17 protein-coding genes are annotated in these 17209 nt (G+C 71.0%); 9 read left to right on the top strand and 8 right to left on the bottom strand.

Going from position 1 to position 17209, the window contains the following annotated elements:
- Positions 1–135 precede the first annotated feature (135 nt).
- The 5 genes from folP (at position 136) to ACQPXS_RS26165 (ending at position 3407) form a co-directional block, all read left to right on the top strand.
- A complete protein-coding gene (folP, locus tag ACQPXS_RS26185; RefSeq protein WP_433451704.1) occupies positions 136–1095 on the top strand; it encodes a dihydropteroate synthase in 960 nt (319 codons plus the stop codon).
- A complete protein-coding gene (locus tag ACQPXS_RS26180; protein ID WP_433451703.1) occupies positions 1092–1622 on the top strand; it encodes a nuclear transport factor 2 family protein in 531 nt (176 codons plus the stop codon). The genes folP and ACQPXS_RS26180 overlap by 4 nt, the downstream gene beginning before the upstream one ends.
- A 248-nt stretch (positions 1623–1870) precedes the next feature.
- A complete protein-coding gene (folB, locus tag ACQPXS_RS26175; protein WP_356299925.1) occupies positions 1871–2230 on the top strand; it encodes a dihydroneopterin aldolase in 360 nt (119 codons plus the stop codon).
- On the top strand, positions 2227–2838 hold the full coding sequence (gene folK / locus ACQPXS_RS26170) for a 2-amino-4-hydroxy-6-hydroxymethyldihydropteridine diphosphokinase (protein WP_351810968.1): 612 nt from the start codon (positions 2227–2229) through the stop codon (positions 2836–2838). The genes folB and folK overlap by 4 nt, the downstream gene beginning before the upstream one ends.
- A gap of 80 nt (positions 2839–2918) precedes the next feature.
- Positions 2919–3407: a DUF3180 domain-containing protein gene (locus tag ACQPXS_RS26165; protein ID WP_433451702.1), complete on the top strand. Its 489-nt coding sequence runs from the start codon at positions 2919–2921 to the stop codon at positions 3405–3407.
- Positions 3408–3450: 43 nt separating this feature from the next.
- On the opposite strand, the gene folE is transcribed toward ACQPXS_RS26165, so the two are convergent.
- The 6 genes from folE to dacB form a co-directional block, all read right to left on the bottom strand.
- Positions 3451–4056 (bottom strand): GTP cyclohydrolase I FolE, encoded by a 606-nt coding sequence (gene folE / locus ACQPXS_RS26160; protein WP_351810962.1) that lies wholly within the window; start codon positions 4054–4056, stop codon positions 3451–3453.
- Positions 4057–4167: 111 nt separating this feature from the next.
- Complete coding sequence (ftsH, locus tag ACQPXS_RS26155) at positions 4168–6207, bottom strand: ATP-dependent zinc metalloprotease FtsH (RefSeq protein ID WP_351810959.1); 2040 nt, start codon at positions 6205–6207, stop codon at positions 4168–4170.
- Between the two features lie 216 nt (positions 6208–6423).
- The gene (gene hpt / locus ACQPXS_RS26150) at positions 6424–6984 is read right to left on the bottom strand and encodes a hypoxanthine phosphoribosyltransferase (protein WP_031165039.1); all 561 of its coding nucleotides are present in this window, start codon (positions 6982–6984) and stop codon (positions 6424–6426) included.
- Between the two features lie 89 nt (positions 6985–7073).
- Entirely contained in the window at positions 7074–8129 is a 1056-nt protein-coding gene (gene tilS, locus ACQPXS_RS26145) for a tRNA lysidine(34) synthetase TilS (protein ID WP_433451701.1), read from the bottom strand.
- 192 nt (positions 8130–8321) lie between these two features.
- Positions 8322–9455: a zinc-dependent metalloprotease gene (locus ACQPXS_RS26140; protein WP_433451700.1), complete on the bottom strand. Its 1134-nt coding sequence runs from the start codon at positions 9453–9455 to the stop codon at positions 8322–8324.
- A 109-nt stretch (positions 9456–9564) separates the two neighbouring features.
- Positions 9565–11121: a D-alanyl-D-alanine carboxypeptidase/D-alanyl-D-alanine endopeptidase gene (gene dacB / locus ACQPXS_RS26135; protein WP_433451699.1), complete on the bottom strand. Its 1557-nt coding sequence runs from the start codon at positions 11119–11121 to the stop codon at positions 9565–9567.
- A 124-nt stretch (positions 11122–11245) separates the two neighbouring features.
- Here dacB and ACQPXS_RS26130 point away from each other — a divergent pair, with 124 nt between their 5' ends.
- The gene (locus ACQPXS_RS26130; RefSeq protein ID WP_031115900.1) at positions 11246–11737 is read left to right on the top strand and encodes an inorganic diphosphatase; all 492 of its coding nucleotides are present in this window, start codon (positions 11246–11248) and stop codon (positions 11735–11737) included.
- Between the two features lie 132 nt (positions 11738–11869).
- Positions 11870–13525, top strand: coding sequence for a threonine/serine ThrE exporter family protein (locus tag ACQPXS_RS26125; RefSeq protein ID WP_351810947.1), 1656 nt, complete (start codon positions 11870–11872; stop codon positions 13523–13525).
- Between the two features lie 21 nt (positions 13526–13546).
- Here ACQPXS_RS26125 and ACQPXS_RS26120 read toward each other — a convergent pair whose 3' ends face one another.
- The gene (locus ACQPXS_RS26120; protein ID WP_433455946.1) at positions 13547–14479 is read right to left on the bottom strand and encodes a DedA family protein; all 933 of its coding nucleotides are present in this window, start codon (positions 14477–14479) and stop codon (positions 13547–13549) included.
- Between the two features lie 151 nt (positions 14480–14630).
- On the opposite strand from ACQPXS_RS26120, the gene ACQPXS_RS26115 reads away from it, so the two are divergent.
- The gene (locus tag ACQPXS_RS26115; protein ID WP_351810941.1) at positions 14631–14996 is read left to right on the top strand and encodes a YbjQ family protein; all 366 of its coding nucleotides are present in this window, start codon (positions 14631–14633) and stop codon (positions 14994–14996) included.
- Positions 14997–15012: 16 nt separating this feature from the next.
- Here ACQPXS_RS26115 and ACQPXS_RS26110 read toward each other — a convergent pair whose 3' ends face one another.
- Positions 15013–15783 (bottom strand): MerR family transcriptional regulator, encoded by a 771-nt coding sequence (locus ACQPXS_RS26110; RefSeq protein WP_433451696.1) that lies wholly within the window; start codon positions 15781–15783, stop codon positions 15013–15015.
- Positions 15784–15907: 124 nt separating this feature from the next.
- Between ACQPXS_RS26110 and ACQPXS_RS26105 the strand changes: the two genes are divergently transcribed.
- Positions 15908–17197 (top strand): ion channel protein, encoded by a 1290-nt coding sequence (locus ACQPXS_RS26105; protein ID WP_433451694.1) that lies wholly within the window; start codon positions 15908–15910, stop codon positions 17195–17197.
- The last annotated feature ends 12 nt before the right edge of the window (positions 17198–17209 follow it).

Here is a 17209-nt window from a genome sequence, read left to right as displayed (position 1 = left end):
AGGACCGGATGAGAGCCGCAGGAGCGAACGGTGCGGCCGAGGACGGGCCCGGGCGGGCGCCCCACCCCCTCCAGCGGGGGCTCCCGCCCGGGCCGCCGCGCGTTCCCGGCGCCCTCCTGGGCCTACGCTGAACGTATGAACAACCTCAGCGGGCGCGGCCGGGTCGCCGGCCTTCCGGTATGGGACCGGTGCGCGGTCATGGGTGTCGTCAACGTGACCCCCGATTCCTTCTCCGACGGCGGCCGCTGGTTCGACACGACCGCCGCCGTCAAGCACGGCCTGGACCTCGTCGCCGAGGGCGCGGACCTCGTCGACGTCGGCGGCGAGTCCACCCGCCCCGGCGCCACCCGGGTGGACGAGGCCGAGGAACTCAGGCGGGTCATCCCGGTCGTCCGCGGCCTCGCCTCCGAAGGCGCCGTCGTCTCCGTCGACACCATGCGCGCCTCCGTCGCCGAACAGTCCCTCGCGGCCGGCGCCGCCCTCGTCAACGACGTCAGCGGCGGCCTCGCCGACCCCGCGATGATCCCGGTGGTCGCCGACGCGGGCGCCCCCTTCGTCGTCATGCACTGGCGCGGCTTCCTGCAGGGCGGCAACGTCCAGGGCGTCTACGAGGACGTCGTCACCGAAGTCGTGGACGAACTGCACGCACGCGTGGAGGCCGTTCTGGCCGGCGGCATCGCCCCCGACCGCATCGTCGTCGACCCCGGCCTCGGCTTCTCCAAGGAGGCCGAGCACGACCTGGTCCTCCTCGCCCACCTCGACCGCCTGCGCGCCCTCGGCCACCCCCTGCTCGTGGCCGCCTCCCGCAAGCGGTTCCTCGGCCGTGTCCTCGCCGGTCCGGAGGGCGCGCCCCCGCCGGCCCGGGAGCGCGACGCCGCCACGGCCGCCGTCTCCGCGCTCGCGGCGCACTCCGGTGCGTGGGCCGTGCGCGTACACGAGGTACGCGCCACTGCGGACGCCGTCCGGGTCGCCCGCGCCGTGGAAGGGGCGCGTACGGCAGGCCCGGCGCCGGACGCGCGAAGTGAGCAAGGGGCGTGTGAAGCGGGGAACGCGCCGGGCGCTGGGGGCGATCGCGGGGCGGAAGGAACCCGGTGAGCGCCCCTCATACCGACGTCGAACAGGTGGAGGCCGCGAACACCGCCTTCTACGAGGCGATGGAGCGCGGTGACTTCGAGGAGCTGTCCGCCCTCTGGCTCACCCCCGCCGACCTGGGCGTGGACGAGGAGTACCACGACCCGGCGGACACCGGCGTGGTCTCCTGCGTGCACCCCGGCTGGCCGGTGCTCACCGGCCGCGGCGAGGTCCTGAGGTCCTACGCCCTGATCATGGCGAACACCGACTACATCCAGTTCTTCCTCACCGACGTGCACGTCTCCGTCACCGGCGACACCGCGCTCGTCACCTGCACCGAGAACATCCTCAGCGGCGGCCCCGCCCCCGAGGACGGCGCGGAGCTCGGACCGCTCGTCGGCCAGCTCGTCGTCGCCACGAACGTGTTCCGGCGCACGTCCTCCGGCTGGAAGCTCTGGTCGCACCACGCCTCCCCCGTCCTGGCGGAGACCGCCGAGGACGACGAGGCCGGCGCCGACGGCGTCAATCCGGACGACGACCCCCTCGCCTGAGCGGGTAGACGCTCCACAGGGACCGAGAAGTGGTTGGAATCACCTACCCCGGGGTAGGAGCCGCTACCAGCCCATGACACGGCTGTGTTTCCCTGGGGAAACGCGAGATGAACCCTCGAGGTCCCGGCCCCGGCCCGCGCCCCGCGGCCCGGCTTTGTCAGTGCCCGCAGGTAGATTCGTCTGAGGACGGTGTGCCGCCCGCACGTGGTACGGACCGGTCCTTCCCGACGATTGCAGGAGTGATTCGCGTGGATCGTGTCGCGCTGCGCGGTCTCAAGGCCCGCGGGCACCACGGTGTGTTCCCCAAGGAGCGCGAGGAGGGCCAGACCTTCATCGTGGACCTCGTCCTGGGGCTGGACACCCGGCCGGCTGCGGCAGACGACGACCTGGCGAAGACCGTCCACTACGGCATCGTGGCCGAGGAGGTCGTGGCCGTGGTCGAGGGTGAGCCGGTGAACCTCATCGAGACCCTCGCCGAGCGGATCGCCCAGACCTGCCTGAAGCACGAAGGGGTCCAGGAGGTCGAGGTGTGCGTCCACAAGCCGGACGCCCCGATCACCGTTCCCTTCGACGACGTGACCGTCACCATCACCCGGAGCCGAGTATGACCCGACCTTTCCTCCAGGGTCACAGCGACCCGACCGTCCAGCCGGTGCCCGCCTCGGTCGTCGAGAAGGTCGACGCCGCCGACACGACCCTGCAGAACCCGAAGTGGGCCGTCATCTCGATCGGCTCCAACCTCGGCAACCGCCTGGAGACCCTCCAGGGCGCCGTCGACGCGCTGGAGGACACCCCGGGTGTCCGCGTGAAGGCCGTCTCCCCGGTGTACGAGACCGAGCCCTGGGGCGTCGAGCCCGGCAGCCAGCCGTCGTACTTCAACGCGGTCGTGGTCCTCAAGACCACCCTGCCGCCTTCCTCCCTCCTGGAGCGGGCCCACGCCATCGAGGAGGCGTACAAACGCGTCCGCGACGAGCACTGGGGCCCGCGCACCCTGGACGTCGACATCGTCGCCTACGCCGACGTCACCTCCGACGACCCGCAGCTCACCCTGCCCCACCCGCGCGCCCACGAGCGCGCCTTCGTCCTCGCCCCCTGGCACGACGTGGACCCGCAGGCCCAGCTGCCCGGCCGCGGCGCGGTGGCCGAACTGCTGTCGGCCGTCACCCGTGCGGGCGTCGAGCCCCGCGAGGACCTGGAACTCCGACTGCCTGAATAGTCGTTAAGGTCAAGACGACTCAGACGACAAGGTCGACACGACCGCAGTCCGGACCGGTCCGGGGGAGCTGAAGGGACACCGTGAGAGAGCTGCGCATCAGGGTGCTGGCGGGCGTGTTCGTCGTGGCCGGGATCCTGTCCTGGGCGGGCGCCCGCCTTTGGAACTCGATCGGGACCCTTCCCAGCGTCCCCCTGGCCGCCCCCATCGTCCTCGCCCTGATCGCGGTGGTCCTGCTCTCGACGGCGCTGTCGCTGCGCGCCCGTCTGAAGGCCCAGCGCGAGCGCCGCCCCGGCGCGAAGGGCGTCGACCCCCTGATGGCCGCCCGCGCGGTCGTCTTCGGCCAGGCCAGCGCCCTGGTCGCCGCCCTCGTCGCCGGTATGTACGGCGGCACGGGCGTCTTGCTGCTGGAACTCCTCGACATCCCCGCCCGCCGCGACCAAGCCGTCTACGCCGGCTTCTCGGTCCTTGCCGGCATCGGTGTCATAGCGGCGGCCATGTTCCTGGAGCGGGTGTGCAAACTCCCGGAGGACGAGGACCAGAACCCCCCGGGAGCGGAACCGGCGGCGTGACCGCCGGTTCCGGCAGCCAGGGCTGACGGGCCGGGTGGCCGGCTCACCTGGCCAGTATCAGGCTCATCGCCTCGGCGCGGGTCGTAGCGTCGCGGAGCTGGCCGCGGACCGCCGATGTGGTGGTCTTGGCGCCGGGCTTGCGGATGCCGCGCACGGACATGCACATGTGCTCGGCCTCGATGACCACGATCGCACCCCGCGCCTCCAGGATCCGCATGAGGGAGTCCGCGATCTGCGTGGTGAGTCGCTCCTGCACCTGCGGGCGGCGAGCGAAAACCTCCACCAGGCGTGCCAGCTTCGAAAGGCCGGTGATTTTGCCCGTTTCGGCCGGAATGTAACCAACATGGGCTACGCCATGAAATGGCAGCAAATGGTGTTCACAGAGGGAAACGATCTCGATGTCCTTTACCAGGACCATCTCATCGTGCCCCAAGTCGAACGTCGTCGTCAGAACATCCTCGGGCGCCTGCCACAGGCCCGCCAGGAGTTCCCGATACGCCCGCGCTACGCGCGCCGGGGTTTCCCGGAGGCCTTCTCGGTCGGGGTCCTCACCAACCGCGATCAGGAGTTCGCGAATGGCGTTCTCGGCGCGCTTCTCATCGAACTCACCGATCAAGCCTTCGCCGGCCAGCGTCACGGGGTCGGTCATCTGATGCCTCGTTCCTTTACCTCTTGCCCGCGGGCATACGAAAATGCCGCGCCCCCCAGGCTAAAACCTGGGGGGCGCGGCATTCATTCCGGCCCTGTTGGCCGAAACGCGTCAGCTCTCCGGGCGGTCCTCCGGGGTCTTGTCCGTCACCGGGGCGGACTCCGCGGCGGTGGACTTGGCCGTGCTGATCGCGGCCGTCGCGCCGTTCGCGCCGTTCGTCAGTGCCAGCTCCTTCGGGGAGAGCACCGGCGGGCGGGTGGACGGGGTGCGGCGGGAGGAGCCGGTCCAGGCGGGCCGCGGCGGGCGCTTGACGACCGGGGCGAAGATCTCGGCGATCTCCTCCTTGCCCAGGGTCTCCTTCTCCAGCAGCTGGAGAACGAGGTTGTCGAGCACGTCGCGGTTCTCGACCAGGATCTCCCAGGCCTCGTTGTGCGCGGTCTCGATGAGCTTCTTGACCTCTTCGTCGACCAGCGCGGCGACCTCTTCCGAGTAGTCGCGCTGGTGAGCCATCTCACGTCCGAGGAAGGGCTCGCTGTTGTCGCCGCCGAACTTGATGGCGCCGAGCCGCTCGGTCATGCCGTACTGGGTGACCATCGCGCGGGCCAGGTTGGTGGCCTTCTCGATGTCGTTCGCGGCGCCGGTGGTCGGGTCGTGGAAGACCAGTTCCTCCGCCGCGCGACCGCCCAGCATGTAGGCGAGCTGGTCGAGCATCTCGTTGCGCGTGGTCGAGTACTTGTCCTCGTCGGGCAGCACCATCGTGTAACCGAGGGCACGGCCGCGGGACAGGATCGTGATCTTGTGGACCGGGTCGGAGTTCGGTGAGGCCGCCGCGACCAGGGCGTGACCGCCCTCGTGGTACGCGGTGATCTTCTTCTCCTTGTCCGACATGATCCGGGTCCGCTTCTGCGGGCCCGCGACCACACGGTCGATCGCCTCGTCCAGCGCCCTGTTGTCGATCAGCTTCTGGTCGCCTCGGGCCGTCAGCAGCGCGGCCTCGTTGAGGACGTTCGCCAGGTCGGCACCGGTCATGCCGGGGGTGCGGCGGGCGACAGCGGACAGGTCGACGTCGGGCGCGACCGGCTTGCCCTTCTGGTGGACCTTGAGGATCTCCAGACGGCCCTGCAGGTCCGGCGGGTCGACCGCGATCTGGCGGTCGAAGCGGCCGGGGCGGAGCAGCGCCGGGTCGAGGATGTCCGGGCGGTTCGTGGCGGCGATGAGGATCACGCCGCCCTTGACGTCGAAGCCGTCCATCTCGACGAGCAGCTGGTTCAGGGTCTGCTCGCGCTCGTCGTGACCACCGCCGAGGCCGGCGCCGCGATGGCGGCCAACCGCGTCGATCTCGTCGACGAAGACGATCGCCGGGGCGTTCGCCTTGGCCTGCTCGAACAGGTCACGGACCCGGGAGGCACCGACACCGACGAACATCTCGACGAAGTCGGAACCGGAGATCGAGTAGAAGGGCACCCCCGCCTCGCCGGCCACGGCGCGGGCCAGGAGCGTCTTACCGGTACCCGGGCGGCCGTAGAGCAGCACGCCCTTGGGGATCTTGGCGCCCACGGCCTGGAACTTGGCCGGCTCCTGCAGGAACTCCTTGATCTCGTGGAGCTCCTCGACGGCCTCGTCGCAGCCGGCGACGTCGGAGAAGGTCGTCTTCGGGGTGTCCTTGGTGATGAGCTTGGCCTTCGACTTGCCGAAGTTCATCACCCGGGAGCCGCCGCCCTGCATCTGATTCATCAGGAACAGGAAGACGACCACGATCAGGACGAAGGGCAGCAGGGAGAGCAGGACGCCGACGAACGGGTTCTGCTTGGACGGCGAGACCGTGTAGCCGTCCGGGATCTGCTTGTCCTGGTACTTGGTCTGGAGCTGACCGGCGATGGTCACGCCCTGGTCGCCGATGTAGCTCGCCTGGATCTTCGAGCTGCCGTCGACCTTCTGGCCGTCCTTGAGGGTGACCTTGATGGTCTGCTCGTCGCCGGTGGTGAGCTTGGCCGACTGGACCCTGTTGTCATTGATCGCCGCGACGACCTGGCCGGTGTCCACCGTCTTGTAGCCGCCGGACGAGCCGACGACCTGCATCAACACGACCACGGCAAGGACGGCCAGCACGATCCACATGACCGGCCCACGGAAGTATCGCTTCACGTCCATCCATACGGAGCGGTGCCGCCCCGTCCCTCCTGCCATAGTGAGTTTGATAAGACAGTTCTTCTGACGGTACCCCAGCGTGGTGGTCCGAAGCCGCACGAAGTCCGCTTCGGACGGCCGGGGAGCCCGTCTCTGCATGCTTCAACGGCCTGGAACCCGCCGGGGTTCCCGATCGTCCTACAAGGCTTGAGCCGAGTGGCTCATATCACCCGGTACGGCTCAGCCGCCGTAGACGTGGGGCGCGAGCGTACCGACGAACGGCAGGTTCCGGTACTTCTCGGCGTAGTCGAGGCCGTAGCCGACGACGAACTCGTTCGGGATGTCGAAGCCGACCCACTCGACGTCGATGGCGACCTTGGCGGCGTCCGGCTTGCGCAGCAGCGTGCACACCTTCAGCGAGGCGGGCTCGCGGGAACCGAGGTTGTTGATCAGCCAGGACAGGGTCAGGCCGGAGTCGATGATGTCCTCGACGATCAGGACGTGCTTGCCCTTGATGTCGGTGTCGAGGTCCTTGAGGATCCGCACGACGCCGGAGGACTGGGTGCCCGCGCCGTAGGAGGACACGGCCATCCAGTCCATGGTGACGGGGGTGGACAGCGCCCGGGCGAGGTCCGCCATGACCATCACGGCGCCCTTGAGGACGCCGACGATGAGCAGGTCCTTGCCCGCGTATTCCGCGTCGATCTTCGCGGCCAGCTCGGCCAGCTTCGCGTCGATCTCTTCCTTGGTGATGAGCACCTGCTGGAGGTCGGCACCCATGTCTTTCGCGTCCACCCGCATCACTTTCGGTCGTCCCGCACTTACGGCCGTGGTCACGGCCACCGGCTGCCCTGACCGTTCGCCGGAGGGTCGCTCCGCGGGGCCGGGATTCAGCCTTGCCGAATCACCAGTCTGCCACCCTGCCGCTGGGCGACGACTTTGCCCGGGAGATTGATGGCTCCCTGGCCGCGCCAGCCGGTGATCAGACGGTCGACTTCCTCGATGTGGCGGGCGAACAGCGAACCGGCCGGGGCGCCGGCCTCGATGGCGGCGCGGCGCAGGATGCGGCGGCGTACGGCGGGCGGGAGGGCGTAGAGCTTGGCGCACTCCAGCAGACCTGCGGCGTCGCGCACGGAGGCCTCCGCCTGGCTGGCCCAGGCGTCGAGGGCGTCGGCGTCGTCGCGGGAGAGCTGGGCGGTGCGGGCGAGCGCCTCCACGACCCCTTTGCCGAGGGCCTTTTCCAGGGCCGGCAGGCCTTCGTGCCGCAGCCGGGAGCGGGTGTAGGCGGGGTCGGCGTTGTGAGGATCGTCCCAGACGGGGAGGGACTGGACCATGCAGGCCTTGCGGGCGGTCTGCCGGTCGACTTCCAGGAAGGGGCGGCGGTAACGGCCGCCGGCCCCCGAGACCGCGGCCATGCCGGACAGGGAGCGGATGCCGGAGCCGCGGGCGAGGCCGAGCAGGACGGTTTCGGCTTGGTCGTCGCGGGTGTGGCCGAGCAGGACCGCGGTGGCGCCGTGGCGTTCGGCGACGGTGTCGAGGGCGGCGTAGCGGGCGTCCCGGGCGGCGGCTTCGGGTCCGCCGTCGCGGCCCACGGTCACGGCGACGGACTCGACCGGGTCGAGGCCGAGTGCGCGCAGCCGCAGGGCGACCTCGTCGGCGCGGAGGTCGGAGCCGGGCTGGAGGCCGTGGTCGATGGTGACGCCGCCGGCGCGGACGCCGAGCTTGGGCGCCTCGAAGGCGAGGGCGGAGGCGAGGGCCATGGAGTCGGCGCCGCCGGAGCACGCGACGAGCACGAGCGGGGAGGGGAGCCGCTCGACTGTCCGGTCCGGGTGCTCGCCGAAGGGCTGCCGGCCTGGGCCGCCGTAGGCGTGGTGGTCATTGAGGATGTCGTGGAGGACGCGGCGGACCGCCAGGCGTATCGCCGCGACCGCAGGATGGGGACCCATGTCCGGTTCCCTTCATGAAGTTTTCGGGGGGTGAGCCCGAGTCCGGTCACTCAGAGTGTGTAGATGGTGACAGAAGCGGGCGGTTCCCCGAGCATTGCACGCCTACGCATGGCTCACGGTCCCTCGGACGGGTGATTGGAAGGGCGTTCGCCTGCCGTCGGCCGGATTCGAATCACGACGTGTTCATGCTGTTCACGACTCGGCCTTGCGGTGCACCCTCGCGACCCAGTCCGCCGGTTTGCCGATCTCCGCCTTGGTGGGCAGGGTGTTGGGCGAGGTCCACACGCGGTTGAAGCCGTCGATGCCGACCTGCTCGACGACGGCCCGCACGAACCGTTCGCCGTCGCGGTACTGCCTCAGTTTGGCATCCAGACCGAGCAGCTTGCGCAGGGCGAGGTCGAGGCGGGAGGCCCCCTTGGCGCGGCGCTGCTGGAACTTCTCGCGGATCTCCGCCACGGTCGGTACGACGCTCGGGCCGACGCCGTCCATCACGTAGTCGGCGTGGCCCTCCAGCAGGGACATGACGGCGGTGAGGCGGGCGAGGATCTCGCGCTGGGCGGGGGTCTGCACCAGGTCCACGAAGGAGCGGCCGCCGTCCTCCTCCTCGCCCTCGGGGCGGCCCCCGGCGAGGGACTGGGCGGCTTCCCTGACGCGCTCCAGGAAGGTCATCGGGTCGACGTCGGTCTCCGCCAAGAACGACTGGATTTCGCCCTCCAGATGGTCGCGCAGCCAGGGCACGGCCGTGAACTGGGTGCGATGGGTCTCCTCGTGCAGGCACACCCACAGGCGGAAGTCGTGCGGCTGGACGTCGAGTTCGCGCTCGACGTGGACGATGTTGGGCGCGACGAGCAGGAGGCGGCCGCCGCCGTTCTCGCCGGCCGGGAGCTCGCGGCTGGCGGGGGCGAACGTCTCGTACTGGCCGAGGACGCGGGAGGACAGGAACGACAGCAGCATGCCGAGTTCGACGCCGGTGACCTTGCCGCCGACGGTGCCGAGGACCGCGCCGCCGGGGCTGCCGGCGCGCCGTTCCTGCATCTTCTCCAGGAGCGGCCGGAGGATCTCGCGGAAGCCGGCCACGTTGGCGCGGACCCAGCCGGGGCGGTCGACCACCAGCACAGGGGTGTCGTGGATCTCTTCGGTGCCCATACGAGTGAAGCCCCGGACGTGTTCCTCCGAGGCTTTGGCGTGCCGGCGCAGCTCCGCGACGACGGCGCGTGCCTCGTCGCGGCTGACATCAGGGCCCGGCCGTACGAGCCGTGTCGCGGTTGCCACCGCGAGGTTCCAGTCGACCATCCCGGGAGATGCGGTGCCACCGAAGCCAGTCATGTCGTCAACCGTACGGGACCGCTCCCGCTTGGGGCAGGCCATGACGGGTCCGCAGGCGGTGCGGCGGGCGGGTACGGCGGTGCGGACGGGCCCGCGGCGGCCGGCGGGGTCACCGGCAGCCGCAGGCCGCCAGCGCCGTGGCCGCCCTGTCCAGGGCCGACTCGGCCGCCAAGGGGTCCGTCGTGCCGGAGGCCATGAAGGCGAAGGCCAGGAGACGGCCGTCGGCGTCGACGACCGTGCCGGCGAGGGTGTTCACACCGGTCAGGGTGCCGGTCTTGGCGCGTACGACGCCCGCCGCGCTGGCGGTGTAGCGGTCGGCCAGGGTGCCGGTGAACCCGGCCACGGGCAGGCCGGTGAGGACGGGGCGCAGTCCGGGGCGGTCGGGGTCGCCCGCGGTGACCAGGAGGGCGGTGAGGAGGTCGGCGGTGAGCCGGTCGTCGCGGTTCAGGCCGCTGCCGTCGTGGAAGGAGGCGCCGGACATCGGCAGGCCCAGCTTGGTCAGCCGGGCGGAGATCGCGCCGGCGCCGCCGTCGAAACTGGCGGGCCGGCCGCTGGCGAGGGCGGTCTGGCGGGCCAGGGCCTCGGCGATGTCGTTGTCGCTGTTGGTCAGCATGCGCTCGACCACGTCGGACAGCGGGGGCGAGGAGACGGTGGCGAGGGTCTGCGCGCGCGTGGTGGCCTTGGAGGGGCCGGGGGGCGTGGCGGTGATGCCGGCGGCCTTCAGGAAGGTCGCGAACTTGCTCGCCGCGTCCTTCGCCGGGTCGCTCACGCGGGGCACCGGGCCGCTGCTGGAGCCGTCGGTGCGGCCCTCGTCGGCGATCAGGGCGCTGACCGGCGCGAGGTTGTCGTTGACGCCGATGGGATGCACGGCGGGGCCGGAGTACAGGGTCGTGTCGTAGGAGAGCGTGACCTTGTGGATGCCCCGCTTGTCGAGCGCCGCCGCGGTGTTCGCCGCCAGCTCCCGCAGGTCGGCCCAGCCCCCGGCCTTCTTGCGGGCGGTGAGGGTGGGGTCGCCGCCGCCGACCAGGACGAGTTCGCCGGTGTCGGGTTCGAGGGCGGCGCGGGTGGTGAAGCGGTGGTCGGGGCCCAGGGCGGACAGGGCGGCGACGGCGGTGGCGATCTTGGTGGTGGAGGCGGGGGTGAGGGCCGTACCGGCGCCGGAGGTGTACAGGCGCTTGCCGGTGGCCACGTCGACGACGGCGGCCGCGCGGGTGCCGCCGAGCGCGGAGACGTCCAGGAGGGGCCCCAGGACGCCCGAGAGGGGCCTTCCGTCCGGCGCGGCCTTCTTGGTGCCGACGGCGCTCGTCGCGCCGTCCAGGCCCAGCAGGACGGGTCCGGCGCTCGGGGCGGGCCGGGGCGCCCGCACGGCCGCGGCGGACCGGCCGTGATCTGTGCCACCTGTCCGCTCCAGGGCGGCGGCCCGGTCTCGTTCGGCCGTACGCTGACCGTCGGCGTCCCAGGGGCCGGCCGCGGTCACCACGCCGGCGGCCAGCGCCAGGCCGGCGGTGGCGGCGCCGGCGGTGTACTGCCAGGTCTTCACGGCCCGCGGCCGCCGCAGGGCCGGTGGCCGGGACCGCAGGGCCCGCGCCAACCGCGCGACCCGCGGCTTGGCGGCCGCCCCGGCTCGCGCCAGGCGCGGTCGTACGGCGTTCGCGATCCGCTCCATCCGCGGTCTCGCGGCCCGCCAAGGCCTCAGCTCTGGCACGACCACCAGCCCCTTTCGCGATCACACACCTGCGTGAGGGACACTTAATCACCAGAACTATGTGCTGATCATGGAGGAGCCACCGGTGGAGTTCGACGTCACGATCGAGATCCCGAAGGGTTCGCGCAACAAGTACGAGGTGGACCACGAGACCGGTCGGATCCGCCTGGACCGTCGCCTCTTCACCTCGACCGCCTACCCGACCGACTACGGCTTCGTCGAGAACACCCTCGGCGAGGACGGCGACCCGCTGGACGCGCTGGTCATCCTGGACGAGCCGACCTTCCCGGGCTGCCTGATCAAGTGCCGCGCGATCGGCATGTTCCGGATGACGGACGAGGCGGGCGGCGACGACAAGCTGCTGTGCGTTCCGGCCACCGACCCGCGCGTGGAGCACCTGCGCGACATCCACCACGTGTCGGAGTTCGACCGCCTGGAGATCCAGCACTTCTTCGAGGTGTACAAGGACCTGGAGCCCGGCAAGTCCGTCGAGGGCGCCAACTGGGTGGGCCGCACGGACGCCGAGGCGGAGATCGAGCGTTCCTACAAGCGCTTCAAGGAGCAGGGCGGTCACTGAACCCCCGCTGTTGTCGCGGACGGGCCGTACGCACGCGTGCGGCCCGTCCGCGTCCACGCGCGCGTACGGCCCGCCGGGTAGGTGTGCGCATACTGAGCCGTACGGAAGGTGTCGTTCAGGGAGCGGTACGAGGTGACGGAGGCGGAGGACCGCAAGCCCCGGTCCGACGAGGCGCGGTACGACCCGGAGATCACGTCCGAGTTCGCCATTCCGGCGGGACTGGACGTGCCGAAGACGGTCGGTGAGGCGGAGACGACCTCCGAGTTCGCCCTGCCGAAGGGCCTGGAGGCGCCGCATGCGCCCGCTGCCGAGCCGGAGGGGTCGGCGTTCAGCCCGCCGAGCACCTACAGCTCCAACGACTCGCTGACGGCGTTCACCCCGGCCACCGGGGTGCCCCTGGTCAGCCTGGTCAAGGACGCCCCCTGGCAGGACCGGATGCGCACGATGCTGCGCATGCCGGTGGCCGAGCGGCCGGCGCCCGAGCTGGTGCAGCGGGTGGAGGAGGAGGGCCCGGCCGTCCCGCGCGTGCTGGACCTGACCCTGCGTATCGGCGAGCTGCTGCTGGCGGGCGGCGAGGGCGCGGAGGACGTCGAGGCCGCGATGTTCGCGGTGTGCCGCTCCTACGGCCTGGACCGCTGCGAGCCGAACGTCACCTTCACGCTGCTGTCGATCTCGCACCAGCCGTCGCTGGTGGAGGACCCGGTGACCGCCTCGCGGACGGTACGGCGGCGCGGCACCGACTACACCCGGCTGGCGGCCGTGTTCCGGCTGGTGGACGACCTGACCGACCCGGAGACCCATGTCTCCCTGGAGGAGGCCTACCGCCGGCTGGCGGAGATCCGCCGCAACCGGCACCCCTACCCCGGCTGGGCGCTGACCCTGGCCAGCGGTCTGCTGGCAGGGGCGGCCTCCGTGCTGGTCGGCGGTGACCTGATCGTGTTCGTCGCGGCCGCGCTGGGCGCGATGCTCGGCGACCGGCTGGCCTGGCTGTGCGCGGGGCGCGGGCTGCCGGAGTTCTACCAGTTCACGGTCGCCGCGATGCCGCCCGCCGCGGTCGGGGTGGCGTTCGCGCTGGCGCACGTCGACGTGAAGGCGTCCGCCGTCGTCACCGGTGGACTGTTCGCGCTGCTGCCCGGGCGGGCGCTGGTGGCGGGCGTCCAGGACGGTCTGACCGGCTTCTACATCACCGCGTCGGCCCGTCTGCTGGAGGTCCTCTACTTCTTCGTCGGCATCGTCGCCGGCGTGCTGGTCGTCCTGTACTTCGGCGTGAAGGTCGGCGGCAAGCTCAACCCGGACGCGGCGCTCGTCATCAACGAGCGGCCGCTGATCCAGATCGCCGCCTCCATGCTGCTGTCGCTGACCTTCGCGGTGCTGCTGCAGCAGGAGCGCTCGACCGTGCTGTGGGTGACCCTCAACGGGGGCGTGGCCTGGACGGTGTACGGCGCGATGCACTACGTCGCCGACATTTCGCCGGTGGCGTCGACCGCTGTGGCCGCGGGGCTGGTCGGTCTGTTCGGGCAGCTGCTGTCGCGGTACCGGTTCGCCTCGGCGCTGCCCTATACGACGGCGGCCATCGGGCCGCTGCTGCCCGGCTCCGCCACGTATTTCGGGCTGCTGAACATGGCCCAGAACGAGGTGGACAAGGGGCTGGTGTCGCTGGCCAACGCCGCGTCGCTGGCCATGGCCATCGCCATCGGGGTCAATCTGGGCTCGGAGGTCTTCCGGCTGTTCCTGCGGGTCGGCTCCGTCGGCAAGCGCCGGGCCGCCAAGCGGACGCGGGGCTTCTAGTCCCCCGCGCCCCTCGGCCGGCTACTGCCGGCGGTGGTCGTACGGGTACTGGTGCTGGTCGTACTGCTGCTGGTGCTGGTCGTACTGCGGCTGCGGGTACTGCTGCTGGTCGTAGTCCTGGTTCCAGTACTGCTCCTGCTGGTTCCAGTCCTGCTGCTGAGGCTGCTGATACGGCTGCTGCTGGGGCTGCTGGTACGGCTGCTGCTCGTACTGGCCGCCGTAGTGCTGCCCGTACGGCTGGTCCGGCTCGATGCGGCGCAGCTGGGTGGTCGCGGCGTCCATGGCCGGGGGCTGCTGGTGCTCGGGCCGAGGTGCCGGGGTGGGCTGCGCGGCCGTCTTCTGCTTGCCGCGGGCGCGCAGGAACTCGATCGCGATCGGGACCACGGAGACGAGGACGATCAGGATGAGGATCGCCTCGATGTTGTTCTTGACGAAGCCGATGTTGCCGAGCCAGGAGCCGAGCAGGGTGACGCCCGCGCCCCACAGGGTGCCGCCGATGACGTTGAAGATCAGGAACGAGCGGTACTTCATGCCGCTGACGCCGGCGATGATCGGCGTGAACGTGCGCACGATCGGCACGAAGCGGGCCAGGACCAGGGACTTCGGACCGTACTTCTCGAAGAACTCGTGCGCCTTGGTGACGTTCTCCTGCTTGAACAGGCGGGAGTCCGGGCGGTTGAACAAGGACGGGCCGACCTTCTTGCCGAACATGTAGCCCGCCTGGTCGCCGAGGATCGCGGCGAGGCAGATCAGCGCGATGGCGCCCCACAGCGGGAAGTCCAGGTCCCCGGACGTGATCAGCAGGCCGCAGGTGAACAGCAGCGAGTCGCCCGGCAGGAAGAAGCCGATGAGCAGGCCGGACTCGGCGAAGACGATGAGCAGCAGGCCCCAGATGCTGTAGGTGTCGAGCAGGTAGTTGGGATCGAGCCAGCTCGGGCCGAGGGCGAGTGTCATCACGGGTCCGGGCTCCTGAGGGGTGAAGGCGGCTACGGCGACTGGTCTTCCGGGAAGGGCCGCACAAAGCTATCAACGTGATGTGACCGCCCCAGGTTCCACCGGTGTCTCCAGGATGCACTGTGCGGTGACTGGGAGAAAGCTGTGACTCATGGGACTCGATGACTACGGCGGCGGCCAGGGGCCCCAGCCGGACGTGCTGGTCGTGACCACGAACGACGTGCCCGGATACCGGGTGGAGCAGGTGATCGGCGAGGTCTTCGGACTCACCGTGCGCTCGCGGCACCTCGGCAGCCAGATCGGCGCCGGGCTGAAGTCGATGATCGGCGGCGAGCTGAAGGGGCTCACCAAGACGCTCGTGCAGACCCGCAACCAGGCCATGGAGCGGCTGGTGGAGCAGGCACGCGCGCGTGGGGCCAACGGCGTGCTGGCGTTCCGGTTCGACGTGACGGAGGCCGCGGACGTGGGCACGGAGGTGTGCGCGTACGGCACGGCGGTGGTCCTGGCCCGGGAGTGAGCCCCGGGCCAGGACGTCAGGACGCGGTGTGCCGGTCGGCGTTGGCGAGGATCGCGCCGCGCAGGTGCTCGGCGACGCCGGGCCCCATGGCGTCGTAGTACGCCTTGAACCGCTCGTCGGAGACGTACATCTCCCCGAAGCACCGGTGCATCTCGTACGGGACCTCGAAGAACCACCTGTTCATGTGCTGCCGGTGTTCCTCCGCCATGTCCATGGCCGCCTCGCCGGACGGCTGCTCGCCCGCGGCCACCAGGGCGGCGTACCGCTCCTGCCAGTCATCAACCTCGGACTTGATCCGCTTCCAGTCCTCCTTGGTGTAGCCCGCGGCGCGGCGCTGCGACTCGGCCCAGGCCTCGGTGTCGCCCCAGCGCTGCTCCGCCTCCTCGGTGTACTCCTCGTTGAAGGGGTCCTTGTCCCCGAACACCTCGAAGCGCTCCTCCGGGGTGAGGTTGATGCCCATCTTGCGTGCCTCCATGGCGTGCTCCACGGCCGCGGCCATCTTCTGCAGCTTCTCGATCCGGGCGGTCAGCAGTTCGTGCTGGCGGCGCAGGTGTGCGCGCGGGTCCGCGTCCGGGTCGTCGAGCAGGACCGCGACCTCCTCGAGCGGGAAGCCGAGCTCCCGGTAGAACAGGATCTGCTGGAGCCGGTCGAGGTCGGCGTCGGTGTAGCGCCGGTGGCCGGCGTGGGTGCGCTCGCCGGGCACCAGCAGGCCGATCTCGTCGTAGTGGTGCAGGGTGCGCACCGTGACCCCGGCGAACCCCGCGACCTGTCCCACGGAGTAGCTCACTTTTTCCGCTCCTTCGGTCGGTACGCCCTCCACGCTGAGGCCTCACGCCACGTGAGGTGCAAGCCGCTTTCCGTTCGCACCCCTTCAGGGTGTTGCGCGGATTTTGTCCGCATATGGTGAGCCCGTGGCCCAGGAAACCGACGCGCCGCAGGCGCCTCCGACCGCCGCTACGGCGCCGGCGCGGGCCCTGCTGCCGTTCATCCTGCCCGCCGTGGTCGTCGGCGTGGTCGCGAGCCTGGTCTACATCGGGGTGAGCGCGGCGGCGGAGCAGCTCCAGCACGTGCTGTGGGGACCGCTGCCGGACGCGCTCGGGGTGGGCCGCTACTCGGTGCTGTGGATGTTCGTGGTGCTGACCGCCACGGGCCTCGCGGTCGGTCTCGTGGTGTGGAAGGTGCCCGGGCACGCCGGGCCCGATCCGGCCACCCTCGGCCTGAACGCCCCCGCGCTGCCGCCGGTCGTGCTGCCGGGACTGGTGCTGGCGACCGGGCTGATGCTGGCCGGCGGCCCGAGCCTCGGCCCGGAGAACCCGATCATCGCCGTGAACGTCGGCCTCGCGGTCTGGCTCGGCGCGCGCCTGGTGCCCCGGGCGCCGGGCAGCCTGTGGCCGGTGCTGGCGGAGTCGGCGACGATCGGCGCGCTGTTCGGCACGCCGGTGGCGGCGGCGCTGGTCATCTCCGAGGCGCTGGCCGGGCGCCCGATGCGCGGCCGGCTGTGGGACAACCTGTTCGCGCCGCTGACCGCCGGCGCGTGCGGGGCCGTGACGACCACCCTGCTGTTCCGTCCCGCCTTCGACCTGGGGCTGCCGCCCATGGGCCACCCGAACGCCAAGGACGTCCTGGCGGCGCTCGTGATCGCCCCGGCGTCCGCGCTGCTCGGCATGTGCGCGGTGCACGCCTTCCCGCTCGTCCACGCGGCTTTCCGGCAGCTGCGGCACCCGATGCTGATGCTTCCGGCCGGCGGCGTCGTGCTCGGCGCTCTGGGGGCCCTGGGCGGCCATCTGACGCTCTTCAAGGGGCTGGCGGAGGTCGCGGAGCTGGCCCGCCATCCGGACGGCTGGTCGGCGGGGCAGTTCGCCGGGATGGCGGTGGTGAAGCTGGCCGCGCTGCTCGTCGCCGCGTCCTGCGGTTTCCGTGGCGGCCGTATCTTCCCGGCCGTGTTCGTCGGCACGGCGCTGGGACTGTCCGCCCACGCGCTGGTTCCGGCCGTGCATCCGGCGCTGGGCGTGGCCACGGGCGTCCTGGGCATGCTCCTGGCGATCACCCGGCAGGGCTGGGTGAGCCTGTTCACCGCCGCCGTCCTGGTCGCCTCGCCCGCCATCATCGCCGTGCTGTGCATCGCGTCGCTGCCGGCCTGGCTGCTGGTGACAGGGCGCCCGCAGATGCAGTTGGGCGAGGACGGCACCCCGATCCGCTGAAAACCCTTACCC

This window comes from Streptomyces sp. CA-142005, assembly GCF_050942335.1.
GTDB lineage: Bacteria > Actinomycetota > Actinomycetes > Streptomycetales > Streptomycetaceae > Streptomyces.
The sequence above is the reverse complement of the archived record's forward strand: the minus strand, read 5'-3'. Positions and strand labels throughout refer to the sequence as shown.

What these genes read in the sequence shown, in the direction of transcription:
- folP (WP_433451704.1), top strand. Translation starts at nt 136, where the DNA reads ATGAACAACCTCAGCGGGCGCGGCCGGGTCGCCGGCCTTCCGGTATGG.
- folK (WP_351810968.1), top strand. Translation starts at nt 2,227, where the DNA reads ATGACCCGACCTTTCCTCCAGGGTCACAGCGACCCGACCGTCCAGCCG.
- folE (WP_351810962.1), bottom strand. Translation starts at nt 4,056, where the DNA reads ATGACCGACCCCGTGACGCTGGCCGGCGAAGGCTTGATCGGTGAGTTC.
- ftsH (WP_351810959.1), bottom strand. Translation starts at nt 6,207, where the DNA reads ATGGACGTGAAGCGATACTTCCGTGGGCCGGTCATGTGGATCGTGCTG.
- hpt (WP_031165039.1), bottom strand. Translation starts at nt 6,984, where the DNA reads ATGCGGGTGGACGCGAAAGACATGGGTGCCGACCTCCAGCAGGTGCTC.
- tilS (WP_433451701.1), bottom strand. Translation starts at nt 8,129, where the DNA reads ATGGGTCCCCATCCTGCGGTCGCGGCGATACGCCTGGCGGTCCGCCGC.
- ACQPXS_RS26140 (WP_433451700.1), bottom strand. Translation starts at nt 9,455, where the DNA reads ATGACTGGCTTCGGTGGCACCGCATCTCCCGGGATGGTCGACTGGAAC.
- dacB (WP_433451699.1), bottom strand. Translation starts at nt 11,121, where the DNA reads ATGGAGCGGATCGCGAACGCCGTACGACCGCGCCTGGCGCGAGCCGGG.
- ACQPXS_RS26120 (WP_433455946.1), bottom strand. Translation starts at nt 14,479, where the DNA reads ATGACACTCGCCCTCGGCCCGAGCTGGCTCGATCCCAACTACCTGCTC.
- ACQPXS_RS26115 (WP_351810941.1), top strand. Translation starts at nt 14,631, where the DNA reads ATGGGACTCGATGACTACGGCGGCGGCCAGGGGCCCCAGCCGGACGTG.